At 58.6% G+C, this 14,343-nt stretch carries 11 protein-coding genes; 1 reads left to right on the top strand and 10 read right to left on the bottom strand.

Features of this window, described 5'->3' with window-relative positions:
- Positions 1–78: 78 nt before the first annotated feature.
- From mmsB to CFU_RS06710, 4 genes are all read right to left on the bottom strand, one after another.
- Positions 79–1,296, bottom strand: coding sequence for a multiple monosaccharide ABC transporter permease (gene mmsB / locus CFU_RS06725; RefSeq protein WP_014005291.1), 1,218 nt, complete (start codon positions 1,294–1,296; stop codon positions 79–81).
- 1 nt (position 1,297) lies between these two features.
- Positions 1,298–2,836: a multiple monosaccharide ABC transporter ATP-binding protein gene (gene mmsA / locus CFU_RS06720; RefSeq protein WP_014005290.1), complete on the bottom strand. Its 1,539-nt coding sequence runs from the start codon at positions 2,834–2,836 to the stop codon at positions 1,298–1,300.
- Positions 2,837–2,969: 133 nt separating this feature from the next.
- On the bottom strand, positions 2,970–4,028 hold the full coding sequence (chvE, locus tag CFU_RS06715; protein WP_041741416.1) for a multiple monosaccharide ABC transporter substrate-binding protein: 1,059 nt from the start codon (positions 4,026–4,028) through the stop codon (positions 2,970–2,972).
- 376 nt (positions 4,029–4,404) lie between these two features.
- Positions 4,405–5,295, bottom strand: a complete 891-nt coding sequence (locus tag CFU_RS06710; RefSeq protein ID WP_041743082.1) for a LysR family transcriptional regulator — start codon at positions 5,293–5,295, stop codon at positions 4,405–4,407.
- A gap of 144 nt (positions 5,296–5,439) precedes the next feature.
- On the opposite strand from CFU_RS06710, the gene CFU_RS06705 reads away from it, so the two are divergent.
- Positions 5,440–6,522 (top strand): YeiH family protein, encoded by a 1,083-nt coding sequence (locus CFU_RS06705; RefSeq protein ID WP_014005287.1) that lies wholly within the window; start codon positions 5,440–5,442, stop codon positions 6,520–6,522.
- 71 nt (positions 6,523–6,593) lie between these two features.
- On the opposite strand, the gene CFU_RS06700 is transcribed toward CFU_RS06705, so the two are convergent.
- From CFU_RS06700 to ligA, 6 genes are all read right to left on the bottom strand, one after another.
- On the bottom strand, positions 6,594–7,706 hold the full coding sequence (locus CFU_RS06700; RefSeq protein ID WP_014005286.1) for a porin: 1,113 nt from the start codon (positions 7,704–7,706) through the stop codon (positions 6,594–6,596).
- Between the two features lie 428 nt (positions 7,707–8,134).
- A complete protein-coding gene (gene rpiA / locus CFU_RS06695) occupies positions 8,135–8,806 on the bottom strand; it encodes a ribose-5-phosphate isomerase RpiA (protein WP_041743081.1) in 672 nt (223 codons plus the stop codon).
- Positions 8,807–8,900: 94 nt separating this feature from the next.
- Entirely contained in the window at positions 8,901–10,667 is a 1,767-nt protein-coding gene (locus tag CFU_RS06690) for a cation:proton antiporter (RefSeq protein ID WP_041743080.1), read from the bottom strand.
- 172 nt (positions 10,668–10,839) lie between these two features.
- Positions 10,840–11,376, bottom strand: coding sequence for a peptide deformylase (def, locus tag CFU_RS06685; RefSeq protein ID WP_014005283.1), 537 nt, complete (start codon positions 11,374–11,376; stop codon positions 10,840–10,842).
- Between the two features lie 19 nt (positions 11,377–11,395).
- Entirely contained in the window at positions 11,396–12,271 is an 876-nt protein-coding gene (gene galU / locus CFU_RS06680) for a UTP--glucose-1-phosphate uridylyltransferase GalU (RefSeq protein ID WP_014005282.1), read from the bottom strand.
- A complete protein-coding gene (ligA, locus tag CFU_RS06675; protein WP_014005281.1) occupies positions 12,258–14,342 on the bottom strand; it encodes an NAD-dependent DNA ligase LigA in 2,085 nt (694 codons plus the stop codon). Before ligA ends, galU begins: the two co-directional genes overlap by 14 nt.
- Position 14,343: the final 1 nt, after the last annotated feature.

Genomic DNA, 14,343 nt, shown 5'->3' with positions numbered 1-14,343 from the left:
ACGGACGCCAGCTTTAAAATTGAAATATGAAAAATCGCCGGCCGCAGTTAATAATGGCGAATAAGCGCAGCCGCCTTGCTATTTGTTCTTGTTGTAGACGTCGACAAATACCGCGGCCAGCAATACCAGCCCCTTGATCACCTGCTGATAATCGATGCCGATGCCCATGATCGACATGCCGTTGTTCATCACGCCCATCACGAAAGCGCCGATCACCGCTCCCATGACCTTGCCGACGCCGCCGGAAGCCGACGCGCCGCCGATGAAGCAGGCGGCAATCACGTCCAGCTCGAAACCGGTGCCGGCCTTGGGTGTGGCGGTATTGAGGCGAGCCGCGAAAATCAGCCCTGCCAGCGCAGCCAGCATGCCCATGTTGATGAAGGTGTAAAACGATACGCGCGAAGTCTTGATGCCGGACAGCTTGGCGGCTTTCTCGTTGCCGCCGACCGCATAGATGCGGCGCCCGATCGTGGTGCGGTTGGCGACGAAGGTATACACCACCATCAGCAGGAACATGATGATCAGCACATTCGGCATGCCTTTATAGGACGCCAGCAGATAGCTGAAGAAGATGATGACGGCGGCAAACACGGCATTCTTCAAGATGAAGAACACATAAGGTTCGTCTTCCATGCCGTGCTTGGTCTGCTTGGTGCGGGCACGGACCTTGACAAAGATCATGATGGCGGCGACCGCCACGCCCACCAGCAGGGAAGTGATGCGCAAGTCGGCGGCGCTGAAGAGATCGGGGATGAAGCCCGAACTCAGCATCTGGAAATCGTCGGGGAACGGTCCTATCGATTGCCCCTGCAGCAGCGCCAGCGTCAATCCCTTGAACACCAGCATGCCGGCCAGGGTGACGATGAACGACGGTATCTTGAAAAACGCTACCCAATATCCTTGGGCCGCGCCGATCACGGCGCCGGCCAGGATGCACAGGATGCTGGCCAGTACGAAATTCATGTGCAGGTTGACGATCAGCACCGCCGCCAGGGCGCCGATGAATCCGACTACCGATCCCACCGACAAGTCGATATGGCCGGCCACGATGACCATCAGCATGCCGAGCGCCATGATGACGATATAGCTGTTCTGCAACACCAGGTTGGTCAGGTTCAGCGGCTGCATCAGGGTGCCGTTGGTCATGTACTGGAAAAACGCCATGATCGCGATCAGCGACATCAGCATGCCGTATTCACGCATGTTGTTCTTCAGGAAGCCGTTGTATTCCTTCTTTTCGGCTGCGGGCTGGGGCCGGTTTTCGCTGGCTGCCGGCGCTGCTATATCTTGGTTCATTTCAGTTGTCTCCGTTCTTCACATTCCGCACTATCGCGCGCATGATTTTTTCCTGGGATGCTTCCGCCGCCGCCATTTCGCCGACAAATTTTCCCTCGTTCATGACATAGATGCGGTCGCACATGCCCAGCAGTTCCGGCATTTCCGATGAAATCATGATGATGCATTTGCCTTCGCGGGCCAGTTGGTCGATGATGGTGTAGATCTCGTACTTGGCGCCGACGTCGATACCGCGCGTCGGTTCGTCCAGGATCAGCACGTCGGGGTTGGAAAACAGCCATTTGCTGAGCACCACTTTCTGCTGGTTGCCGCCGGACAGGTTCAGCACTTTCTGGAACACGTTCGAGCAACGTATCTTCAGCTGGCGCCGGTAATCGGCGGCGACCGCATACTCGCGCCCTTCGTCGATCACGCTGCTGTCCGCAATGCCGTTCAGATTGGCCAGCGTGATGTTCTTCTTGATATCCTGGTCAAGGATCAGGCCGTAGCCTTTTCTGTCTTCGGTGACATAGGCAATGCCGTTGTCGATGGCTTTTTGCACGTTGCTGACGTCGATTTCCTTGCCGCGCAAAAACACCTTGCCGCTGATGCGCTGGCCGTAGGCGCGGCCGAAGATGCTCATCGCCAGTTCGGTGCGGCCGGCGCCCATCAAACCGGCGATGCCGACGATTTCGCCTTTCTTGACATGGAAATCGACACCCTTGATCACCTGCCGCTCAGGATGGATCGGGTGGTGGACAGACCATTGCTTGACCTCGAATATGGTCTCGCCGATATCCGGGCTGCGTTTGGGGTAGCGGTCGGCCATCTCGCGTCCGACCATGTTCTGGATGATGCGGTCTTCGCTGATCACTTCCTTGTGGCAATCCAGGGTATCGACCGTGGAGCCGTCGCGCAGGATCGTGATCGAATCGGCGACCTTGGAAATTTCGTTGAGCTTGTGGGAGATCAGGATCGATGAAATCCCCTGCGCCTTGAGCTCCAGCAGCAAATCCAGCAAGGCGTCGCTGTCGCTTTCGTTCAGGCTGGCGGTCGGTTCGTCGAGGATCAGCAGCTTGACCTGCTTCGACAGCGCCTTGGCGATTTCAATCAGCTGTTGCTTGCCGACGCCGAGGTTGGTGATCAGCGTGCTGGGCGATTCCTTCAGCCCGACCTTGGCCAGCAGTTCCTTGGTCTTGGCGTAGGAAACTTCCCAATCGATCACGCCGTTCGTGGCCTGTTCGTTGCCCAGGAAAATATTCTCTGTAATCGACAGCAGCGGCACCAGTGCCAATTCCTGGTGAATGATGATGATGCCGATCTTTTCACTGTCGGCGATGCCGTCGAACTGCCGCGCCATGCCTTCGAAGCGGATCTCGCCGGTATAGGAACCGTGCGGATAGACGCCGCTCAATACTTTCATCAAGGTGGATTTTCCGGCGCCGTTTTCACCGACCACGGCATGGATCTCGCCGTTACGGACTGCCAGGTTGACATTGTCCAATGCTTTGACTCCCGGGAATGTCTTCCCGATCCCGCGCATTTCCAGGATGGTTTCCATCTGTTGTTACCTCGCTTACCTCAAACCTACGCCAGCGCCTGACTCCGGGACCTTGCAACACGCTTCCGCGCATTGCAAGGTCCGGCCAAACAAGACTCTTCATTACTACGTATTGCTACATCCCGGCCGATGCTTATTTGATCTGGGCTTCGGTGTAGTAACCGCTGCCGACCAGCACTTGCTTCCAGTTGGAGACATCGACGCTGACCGGTTTCAACAGGTAGGAAGGCACGACCTTGACGCCGTTGTTATACGTCTTGGTATCGTTGATGGCAGGCGCCTTGCCGCTCAGCATGGCGTCCACCATGCCGACCGTCACCTTGGCCAGTTCGCGCGTATCCTTGAACACGGTCTGGCGCTGCTCGCCGCGCACGATCGATTTCACCGAAGGGACTTCGGCGTCCTGGCCGGTCACGATCGGCATCGGTTGCTTCGGCGTGCCGTAGCCTACGCCCTTGAGCGACGACAGGATGCCGATGCTGATGCCGTCGTACGGCGACAGCACTGCGTCCACGTGGGCGTTGCCGTAGTAGGCGCTGAGCAGGTTATCCATGCGCGCCTGGGCTACCGCGCCATCCCAGCGCAAGGTCGAAACCTTGTCCATGCCGGTCTGCTTGCTGCGCACCACCAGCTTGCCTTTGTCGATATACGGCTGCAGCACCGACATCGCGCCGTTGTAGAAGAAGAAGGCATTGTTGTCGTCAGCCGAACCGCCGAACAATTCGATATTGAACGGACCCTTGCCTTCCTTCAGGCCAAGTGTTTTTTCGATATAGCTGGCTTGCAGCACGCCGACCTGGAAATTGTCGAAAGTGGCGTAGTAGTCGACGTTCTTGGAACCGCGGATCAGGCGGTCATAGGCGATGACCTTGATGCCCTTGTCGGCAGCTTTTTGCAAGGCATTGGATAAGGTAGTGCCGTCAATCGCGGCGATCACCAGCACCTTGACGCCTTTGGTCACCATGTTCTCGATCTGCGCCAGCTGGTTCGGGATGTCGTCTTCAGCGTATTGCAGGTCAGTCTTGTAGCCTTTTTCCTTGAATACCTTGACCATATTGTCGCCATCGGCGATCCAGCGCGCCGAGGATTTGGTGGGCATCGAAATGCCGATCGGGCCTTTCTCCTGCGCGCCAGCCTGGGACACCAGGCCGAATGCGCCAATCAGCAATCCAACAATCGTCGTTTTAAACATTTTCACAGCTTGTCTCCTTTAGTTATTTTGATCTTGCGCCTGAACATTGTGATGCACCTGCCTCGACTGCATGCGCCGTTGCCGGTTAACAGTAAATATAGACCTTTCCTGATGAAATTCCTCACTATCTTACGAACATCATTGATATCAAACAAATGAATTTTTTCGTAGTTTCGATACGGTTTCAGATATCAATATAGTGAAGAAGAAAATCGCATGACAGGCTTTTCGCCGCCAATCTCAAGAGAATAAATACCGAAGCCAGTGTAAAAACACTTGGCTGGTCTTACTAATCACTTTTTTATCACAACCGATATCCATTTTGACATCGACATTGGCAAGACGGCCACATATGCCCGGCGGAAACGCCGGATATTCAAGACCAGCTGCGGCAATACGCCAGGAACTGCATCAGCCGCAGCGACAGGATCTTGTGCCTGCTGTGGACCAGGTAAAAGTGCCGGTGCAATCTCGGCAGCGATGTTTTCAGCTCAACCAGCCGTCCGCTTTGCAGGAAATCGGCCACCACCGCATGCGACAGGCAGCTGATGCCGAGGCCGGCTGCGGTCGCGTGCTTGATCGCTTCCGAATTGCCGAATTCATAGCTTTGCCGCAAGTGGTGCAGATGCGGCAGCAAGGCTTGCTCGACGGCTTCGCGCGTACCTGAGCCTGGCTCGCGCAACAGCCACTCGGCCTGACGCAGCTGCGCCAGGCCGACTTTCCGGTCGCCGCCGGCCAGCGGATGCTGCGGCGAAGCGACCACCAGCAACTCGTCGACCATCCATGGCTCGACCTGCAGGTCGGCGGCATGGCTGGGGCCTTCGATGAGGCCGACGTCGACTTCGAAATTGACCACGGCGGCGACGATGTCGGCGGTATTGGCGATCATCACCCGCACTTGCAGCTCGCTGTGCTGTTGCCGGTAAGCGGCAATCAGCGCAGGCAGCAGATAACTGCCTATGGTGGTGCTGGAACCGATTTGCAGGCCGCCGCCCTGCGCCATGCCTGGCGTCAGGAACTGCTGTTCTATGGTTTTGGCGGCATCCACCACCTGGCCCGCCTGCGGCAACAGCAGGCGACCGTTGTCATTGAGGATCAGGCGTTTGCCGACGCGGTCGAACAAGCGGCAGTCGAGCAGGTTTTCCAGCTCGTTCAGGGCGGCGCTGGCGGCCGACTGCGACAAGGCGATCTGTTCCGCCGCCGCTGTCGTGCTGCCGGACTGGGCTATCGCCAGGAAAATCTGCAATTGCCTGATAGTGAGGCGCATGTTGGCCTTTGTCTGAAACATTTATCGAGATCAATTTACCTGAAAAACAGGTTAATTATACAAAATTAATCTGTTTTTCTTTTAGATACCAAATAGCTATAGTGACTTCCATGGCGGCACGGCCGCATCTGACTGGAAGTCCTAGTGAATACCTCGACGCTGACAACAACATCCCGCCCTGTAAAAACGCCGCCTCCGCTGCTGGCCGGACTGGCGCTTAGCGCCCTGATTGCAGCAGCTGCAATCGCCGCCGCCAGGATAGACTGGCTGCAGTCACACGGCTTCAGCGCGCTGACCCTGGCCATCGTGCTCGGCATGCTGGCCGGTAACCTGGGTTACCAGCGGATTGCCCCCTCCTGCGCCGCCGGTGTCAATTTCTCCAAGCAAAACCTGCTGCGGCTGGGCATCATCCTCTACGGTTTCCGGCTGACGTTCCAGGATATTGGCCACGTCGGGCTGAGCGGCGTGCTGATCGACGTTCTGGTCCTGTGCTCCACCTTCGGCATGGCGCTGCTGCTCGGCACCCGCGTATTCAAGCTGGACCGCGAAACCGCCATGCTGATCGGCGCCGGCAGCTCGATCTGCGGCGCGGCTGCCGTGATGGCTACCGAACCTGTGCTGCGGGCAAAGCCGGCGCAGGTGACGGTGGCGGTGGCGACCGTCGTAGTGTTCGGGTCGCTGGCGATCTTTCTCTATCCGCTGCTGTACCAGCTCAACCTGCACTGGCAGTTCCTGGCGGCTTCGCCGCAAGCCTATGGCATCTTTACCGGGTCCACCGTGCATGAAGTGGCTCAAGTGGTGGCCGCGGCCCGCGCCATCAGCCCCGATGCGGCCAATACGGCGGTGATTACCAAGATGGTGAGAGTGATGATGCTGGCGCCGTTCCTGATGCTGCTGTCGGCTTACATCTCGAAGAAAAGCTGCGCCGCCAGGAAAGCAGGCAGCAGCGCACAAGGCCGCCTGGCGATTCCCTGGTTTGCATTCGGTTTTGTAGCGATCGTAGCGCTCAATTCACTGCACCTGCTGCCGAGTGCGCTGGTGTCGCATGCCAACGATGCCGACAACGTGTTGCTGGCCATGGCGATGGCGGCGCTGGGCATATCCACCCATTTTTCCTCGCTGCGCACCGCAGGAGTCAAACCGCTGGTGTTTGCGGCGGTGTTGTTCGGCTGGCTGATCGTCGGCGGCGCCTTGATCAACATGCTGGTGTTGCGCTGGCTGGGTTGATAAAAAAATGGCGGGGAAGCATATCCGCTTCCCCGCCCATACTGCCTGTTGCTGCTAATTAACTACAACAATCAGAACTTGTGGCGCAGGCCCACGCGGAATACGTTCTGGCTGGTGTCGTCCGCCGGCGCGCTGCTGTATGCAGCGTTGATCACGCCTGGGTTGTTGACGTCGTTGGCGCGCTGGTTGGTGTACAGAGCGTACAGGTCGGTGCGCTTCGACAGGTAGTAGTCCACGCCCAGATTCAGCTGGGTAGTCTTGCCCTTGGTCGAACCGGCTGTCTTGCGGCTCAGATCGGCGCGGTCATAGATCACGCTGGCCAGCAGATGCAGGTTGCCGCTCAGCGAATAATCGACGCCCAGGTCGAAAATGTTGGCTTTGGTCGCGGTAGTGATGTTGACCAGGCCGGTCGCCGCCAGCGCGGCAGCCAATGGACGCTTGGTTTGCGACCATGCGCCGTAGATCTTGGCCGGACCAGCCTGGTAGCTGGCGCCGAGGGTGAAGGTCTTGAGGTCGGTGTCGCCAGCCTTGCTAGGCAGCGCATCGGCAGCCAGCTTGGTCTGGAAGTAACCGAGGCCGATGCCGAACGGGCCGTTCGCGTAGTTGCCTGCCAGGCCGAATGACTGGCCTGCCGAAGTCTGGCCGGCAACCTCGCCGAAGCCGTAGAACAGGCTACCGGTGAAGCCGCTCAGGTTCGCGCTGTCGTAGCGGATCGAGTTATTGGCGCGGACACCGCCGACACGGTCCAGGTTATTGAAATGGCCGGCCTTGATGCCGTTGCTGCCGAACGTCTGCACCGACGTGTATTTGCTGCCGATGTCATCCAGGTAGTCGGTCTGGCGGCCGAGGGTGACAGTACCGAAGCTGCCGGACAGGCCGACTACCGCTTTACGGTCAAACAGCGTGCTGGCAGTAGCGAGCGAACCATCGTCTGCATTGAAACCGTTTTCCAGCTGGAAAATGGCTTTCAGGCCGCCGCCCAGGTCTTCCGTTCCGCGGAAGCCGATACGGGAAGTCGCCATGTCGCCGGAATCCAGGCTGATGCGGCTGTCGTTCTTTGGACCGACTTTACTGGTGTAAGTAAGGCCAGCGTCGATCACGCCATAGATGGTGACGTTGGTTTGTGCTTGTGCATTGGCGCCGATCAGGCCGAGGGCGGCTAATGCGAATACGGTCTTTTTCATTTCTACCCTTTGTTGGTATGTAAATAATCTTATCCCGGTGTCCAGCTTGAGTATTTTGGCAACGTTTTTTGAGGCGTTACTAATTGTTACAAGTGGAACGGCCTAGATATTACCTATCCATAAGAAAATTGCATTGATTTTTACGGGCTTCTTTAAAAGAAAAGAAAAATTTAGGTGAAGTTGACCATATTTGTTGTTTTTTGCCAGCGGTTTATGACATTTATGACTGGGCATATACGTTATTTGACCTAGTACATGAGCAATAAGCGGAACCGCCACATTCTCTGAATCAGAGGACGCATCGCAACAGTTTATGCGCATCGCATATGCTGGCCGAATTGCCGATCGGAACTACCGCCCTGGCTTTCGGCATAAAAAAAGACCCGAAACCGGGCCTTTTTCAATTCCGTGCGACTGCGCAGTGCTGGTCAGAACTTCAGCGTCTTCACGCCATCCGGCGTTCCCAGCAAACAGACATCCGCTCCCTGCTGCGCAAACAACCCGACTGTCACCACCCCGGTGATCTGGTTGATTTGCCGCTCCAGTTCGACCGGATCGGTGATTTTCAGGTCGACCATGTCGATGATCACGCAGCCGTTGTCGGTAATCAGCGGTTTGCCGTCCTTGAAGCGCAAACGCGGTTCGCCGCCCAGCTTGATCAGCTTGCGCGCCACTACCGCCTGCGCCATCGGGATCACTTCGACCGGCAGCGGAAACTTGCCAAGCACCTTGACCAGCTTGGAGCCGTCGGCGATGCAAATGAATTTTTCAGCCACCGAAGCGACGATCTTTTCGCGCGTCAAGGCCGCACCGCCGCCCTTGATCATGGCGCCCTGCTCGGTGATTTCGTCGGCGCCGTCGATATAGACGGGCATGGTCGCGACCTGGTTCAGGTCGTACACCTCGATGTCGTGCGCGCGCAACCGGGCAGCTGTCGCTTCCGACGAAGCCACAGCGCCTTTGATGCGGTGCTTGATCTTGGCTAGTTCATCAATGAAAAAATTGGCGGTTGAGCCAGTACCGACGCCGACAATCTGGCCATCCACCACGTATTTGATTGCTTCACGGGCAACAGCTTGTTTGAGTTCGTCCTGGGTCATGGCAGTCATGGCTTTGTCTTGAAAAAGAAGTAAAGACGCTATTTTAACCAAACGAGAAGACAAATTCGGAAAACAAAGCCTCGATTCGCCTGCTTCAGTGATTTTCGTCGGGCTGCTGCTCCAGCGTTTCGCGCAGTGCGATTTGCAGCTTCGAATGCAATTTCACAAAACGTTGCCACAACACCAGCACCAGTGCGGCGGCAGCCACCAGCACCAGGATCAGCAGGTTGGTGGGCGGCAGGATCCTGCTGCTGAGCGCTGCAATCATCAGCATGATGCCGATGATCGAGACCACAGGGATTACCTCGGCGACCACGCGCCGCACTGCGTGACTGTAGGAACCGGCCCATTCCGGCTTGACGCTGATTTCCGCCAGCAGCATGCTGAGCGCATGCAGTTTGCGGTAGGTGGCGATCAGGAAAGGCAGCGAAATCAGCAGCGCTCCGCCCCATACGATCGCGTTCTGCACTTGCGCGTCCGCCACCCAGGCCGACATGCTGTTGCCGAGCGCCTCGGCAAAAAAGCCGCCGATGATGAAAATCGCCACTACCAGCGCCAGGTTCACCACCACCTGCATCAGGATGCGGCGGATGATGCGCGACAGTTCGGCGCGATCCCCCTGCGGCTGCAAACTGTCCAGCCAGGTTGAATACATGCCGAACACCGACGCCAGCTTCTGCGGCATGGCCTGCGCCAGGCGGGTCGAAAGCGGATCGGCCAGCTTGATCAGGTAGGGTGTCAGCAAGGTAGTCACGGCGGAAACCGCCACCACGGTCGGATACAGGAAATCGCTGGTGACTTTCAGGCTGACGCCAAGCGCCGCGATGATGAAGGAAAACTCGCCGATCTGCGACAGCCCCATGCCGACCCGCATCGAAGTGCGGCCGTCGTGGCCCGACAGGAAAGTCGCCAGGCCGCAGCTGACCACCTTACCCAGCACCACGGCCAGCGTGATTACGCCGATCGGCAGCCAGTACTGGGCCAGGATGGAGGGATTGAACAGCAGGCCGATGGCGACGAAAAAGATGGCGCTGAACATGTCGCGCACCGGTTCGATCAGGCGTTCGATCTGGTGCAGATGGCGCGACTCGGCCATCACCGCGCCGATGATGAAGGCGCCCAGCGCCACGCTGTACTGCATTTTCATGACCAGCAGGCAGAAGCCGAAACACAGGCCGAGCACGGTCACCAGCAGCATTTCCTTGCTCTTGAATTTGGCCACATAGTCCAGCAGGCGCGGCACGACCAGGATGCCGGCCACCAGCGACACGATCATGAACAGCACCAGCTTGCCGATGGTGACGGCGGCGTCGCCGGCGGCCACCGAACCGCTGGTCGCCACCCCGGACAGCAAGGCGATCATGCCGATCGCCAGCACATCCTCGACAATCAGGATGCCAAAAATCAGCTGGGCGAATTTCTCGCGCTTCATGCCCAGTTCGTTAAGCGCCTTGACGATGATGGTGGTCGACGATACCGACAGCATGGCGCCGAGGAATACCGCGTCCATCGTCTTCCAGCCGAAATAGATCCCGATCTCGTAACCGACCCACAGCATCAGCGTAATCTCCGCCAGGGCCGCCACGAAAGCCGTGGCGCCGACCTTGCCGAGTTTCTTCAGGCTGAATTCCAGGCCCAGCGAAAACAGCAGGAAGATCACGCCCAGTTCCGCCAGGATCTGGATCGTGCGTTCATCCGTGATCAGCGAAAACGGCGGCGTGTGCGGTCCGATGATGACGCCGGCGACGATGTAGCCAAGCACCACCGGTTGCTTGAAACGGTTGAACAGCACCGTCACGACGCCGGCGATCAGCATGATCACGGCCAGATCCTGGATGAACGTTTCTACCGCATGGTGCATGGGTCGATTTCCGAAGTAAGCAAGATTGGACAGGCGCACAAGCAGCAGCGGCAGGCGCCGCCATGCTTGGCTTTCTTGCAATTATATATTGCCAGCGACAACCGGCATCGCATTCAGCCTCTCAGGGCTGAATGAAAGCTTGCGATTCGCGCAGATGCGGGAAAACCGCAAATCAGTCGTCGTGGTTGGGATCCAGCTCGGGGAACAGCACTTCGGTAAAACCGAAGCGAGTGAAATCCTTGATCCGCATCGGATACAAGATGCCGTTCAGATGATCGGTCTCATGCTGCACGACACGCGCATGAAAACCATCGACGTCGCGGCTGATGGCTGCGCCAGTCTGGTCGAAGCCTTCGTAATGCAGGCTGGTCCAGCGCGGCACCACGCCGCGCAGGCCCGGCACCGACAGGCAGCCTTCCCAGCCGTCTTCGGTGTCGTCGGACAGCGGCCGCAGCACCGGATTGATCAGCACCGTTTCCGGCACCGCCGGCGCATCCGGATAACGCACGTTGTTCTTGAAACCGAAAATCACCAGCTGCAGGTTGACGCCGATCTGCGGCGCCGCCAGGCCGGCGCCGTTGGCCGCATACATGGTGTCGAACATGTCGGCGATCAGCGCTTCCAGTTCCGGCGTGCCGAAGGCAGTGACCGGCTCGGCTTGCCGCAGCAGGCGAGGATCGCCCATTTTCAGGATTTCACGAACGGTCATGGCGCGATCTTCAGTAGGATTATTTGAATTGTTTCAGGTACTCGGCAAACTCCGGACCGGTTTCCGGATGTTTCAAGCCCATCGCCAGCGTCGCCTGCAGATAACCCAGCTTGGAGCCGCAATCATAACGCTGGCCGGCGTAGCGGTAAGCCAGCACACGCTCTTTTTTCATCAATGCGGCAATGCCGTCGGTCAGCTGGATCTCGCCGCCGGCGCCCTTTCCCAGGCCTTCCAGGCAATCGAAAATACCGTTGGTCAGCACATAGCGGCCGACCACCGCCAGGGTGGAAGGCGCCTGGTCGGGCTGCGGTTTTTCAACGATGCTGTTGACCTTTTCCAGGTCGGTCTTGTAGGCATCGATGCTGACGATGCCGTACTGCTTGGTGTCGGCGCGCGGCACGTCCTGCACTGCCAGCATGCTCGACTTTTCGGCGGCGAAGATATCGGTCATCTGCGCCAGCACAGGTTTTTGTCCGGCCGCCACATCCATGAAATCGTCGGCCAGCAGCACCGCAAAAGGATCGTCGCCGACCACCGGACGCGCGCACAACACTGCATGTCCCAAGCCCAGCATTTCCGACTGGCGTATGAAAATGCAATTGATGTGCTTGGGAATGACGTTCTGCACCAGCTCCAGCAAGCGCGCCTTGCCGGCCGCTTCCAGTTCGGTTTCCAGCTCGTAGGCCTTGTCGAAGTGATCCTCGATCGCGCGCTTGTTGCGGCCGGTGATGAACACCATGTCGGTGATGCCGGCGGCGACAGCTTCTTCCACTGCGTACTGGATCAAGGGCTTGTCGACGATAGGCAGCATTTCTTTCGGCTGCGCCTTGGTGGCAGGCAAAAAACGACTGCCCAGGCCGGCGACGGGAAATACGGCTTTTCTAATCTTGGTCATGATCGCTTTCTTCTAAAAGAGTGCGGAGTCCGTCCTCATCCAGGATAGGGATGTTCAGTTCTTCCGCTTTAGTCAGTTTGCTGCCGGCTTCAGCGCCCGCGACCACATAACTGGTCTTCTTGGAAACCGATCCTGTCACTTTACCGCCAGCCGCCTCAATCATGGCAGCGGCGGCATCGCGCGTCAGGGTCGGCAGGCTGCCGGTCAGCACGAAGGTCTTGCCTAACAAGAACTTGGACCCGCCGGCAGCCGGCAAGTTCTCCGGCCAGTGGATTCCGGCTGCCCGCAACTGTTCGACCAGCTCCCGGTTCAGCGGATCGGCAAAGAAAGCGAGCAATGATCGTGCCACCACAGGGCCGATATCGGCAACTTCCAGCAGCTGTTCCTCGGAAGCCTGCAATAAACCGTCGATGTTGCCGAAGTGCGCCGCCAGCTCTTTCGCCGTTGCCTCGCCCACATGGCGGATGCCGAGCGCATAAATGAAACGGCCCAGCGTGGTCGATTTCGATTTTTCCAGCGCAGACATGACATTCTGCGCCGATTTGTCGGCCATGCGGTCCAGCGCCGCCAGTTTCACCAGGCCCAGCTTGTACAGGTCGGCCGCCGTATGGATGAGGTCGCGATCGACCAACTGTTCGATCAACTGGTCGCCCAGGCCTTCGATATCCATCGCCCGGCGCGATGCAAAATGCTGCAAGCCGCCCTTGCGTTGTGCCGCGCACTTGACCCAGCCGCCCGAGCAGCGCGCGATAGCCTCATCTTCCAGCTTGACGATGGCAGAGCCGCAAATCGGACACTCGCTCGGCATGACAAACGACTGTGCGTCCGCCGGCCGCAGTTCCGGCACAAAGGAAACCACTTCCGGGATCACGTCGCCGGCGCGGCGCACGATCACGGTGTCGCCGATATGGATATCCTTGCGCCGCACTTCGTCTTCATTGTGCAGGGTGGCGTTGGTCACCGTGACGCCGCCGACAAACACCGGCGCCAGCCGCGCCACCGGAGTGACAGCGCCGGTGCGGCCGATCTGCACTTCGATGCCCAGCACCTGGGTGGTGGCTTCTTCCGCCGGGAATTTATGCGCCAGCGCAAAACGCGGCGCGCGCGATACGAATCCCAAGGTCTGCTGCTGCAGCAGGCGATTCACCTTGTACACCACGCCGTCGATTTCGTAAGGCAGTTGCGGACGCTTGCCGCCGATATCGCGGAAAAAATCCAGCAGGCCGCTGGCGCCCTTGACGACACCGCGTTCCTTGCAGACCGGCAGCCCGAGCTGACTGTACCAGTCCAGCAGCGCCGAATGCGACGGCGGCATGTCGGCGCCTTCCAGCATGCCGATGCCGTAGGCGAAAAAGCGCAAGGTGCGCTGCGCCGTGATGCGCGAATCGAGCTGGCGCAAACTGCCGGCGGCGGCATTGCGCGGATTGGCGAATTCTTTCATCTCGGCCTCGCGCTGGCGGGCGTTGAGCTTGGCGAAATCGTCCTTGAACATCAGCACTTCGCCACGCACGTCCAATACCTTGGGCGGATGCTCGGTATGCAGCCGCAGCGGAATCGCGCGCACGGTGCGGATGTTGCTGGTGACGTTTTCGCCGGTGGTGCCGTCGCCGCGAGTGGCGGCCTGCACCAGCACGCCGTCTTCGTAGCGCAGGTTGATCGCCAGGCCGTCGAACTTCAACTCGGCGGCGTACTCGATGTCGCTGTCGGCCTGGGTGTCGAGGCCATCCCTGACACGGCGGTCGAACTCGATGATGTCGTTGTCTTCAAAGCCGTTGCCCAGGGACAGCATGGGTATCGAATGCGTCACCTGCTCGAACAGCGGCAACGGTGCGGCGCCTACGCGCTGAGTCGGCGAATCCGGCGTATTGAGTTCCGGATGGGCCTGCTCCAGCGCCTGCAATTCACGGAACAGCTGATCGTATTCAGCATCCGGAATCGAGGGGTTGTCGAGCACGTAATAGGAGTGATTGTGGCGGTTCAGCTCGGCTGCCAGCCAGGCGGCGCGCGAGCGCCATTCGGCGGCATCGGGAGTGTTTCCCGGGCCGCCTGCTTGTGATGATATTGGGGACATG

Source organism: Collimonas fungivorans Ter331, assembly GCF_000221045.1.
GTDB lineage: Bacteria > Pseudomonadota > Gammaproteobacteria > Burkholderiales > Burkholderiaceae_D > Collimonas > Collimonas fungivorans_A.
Note: the sequence above shows the minus strand (reverse complement) of the source record. Positions and strands in the feature narration are given on the sequence as shown.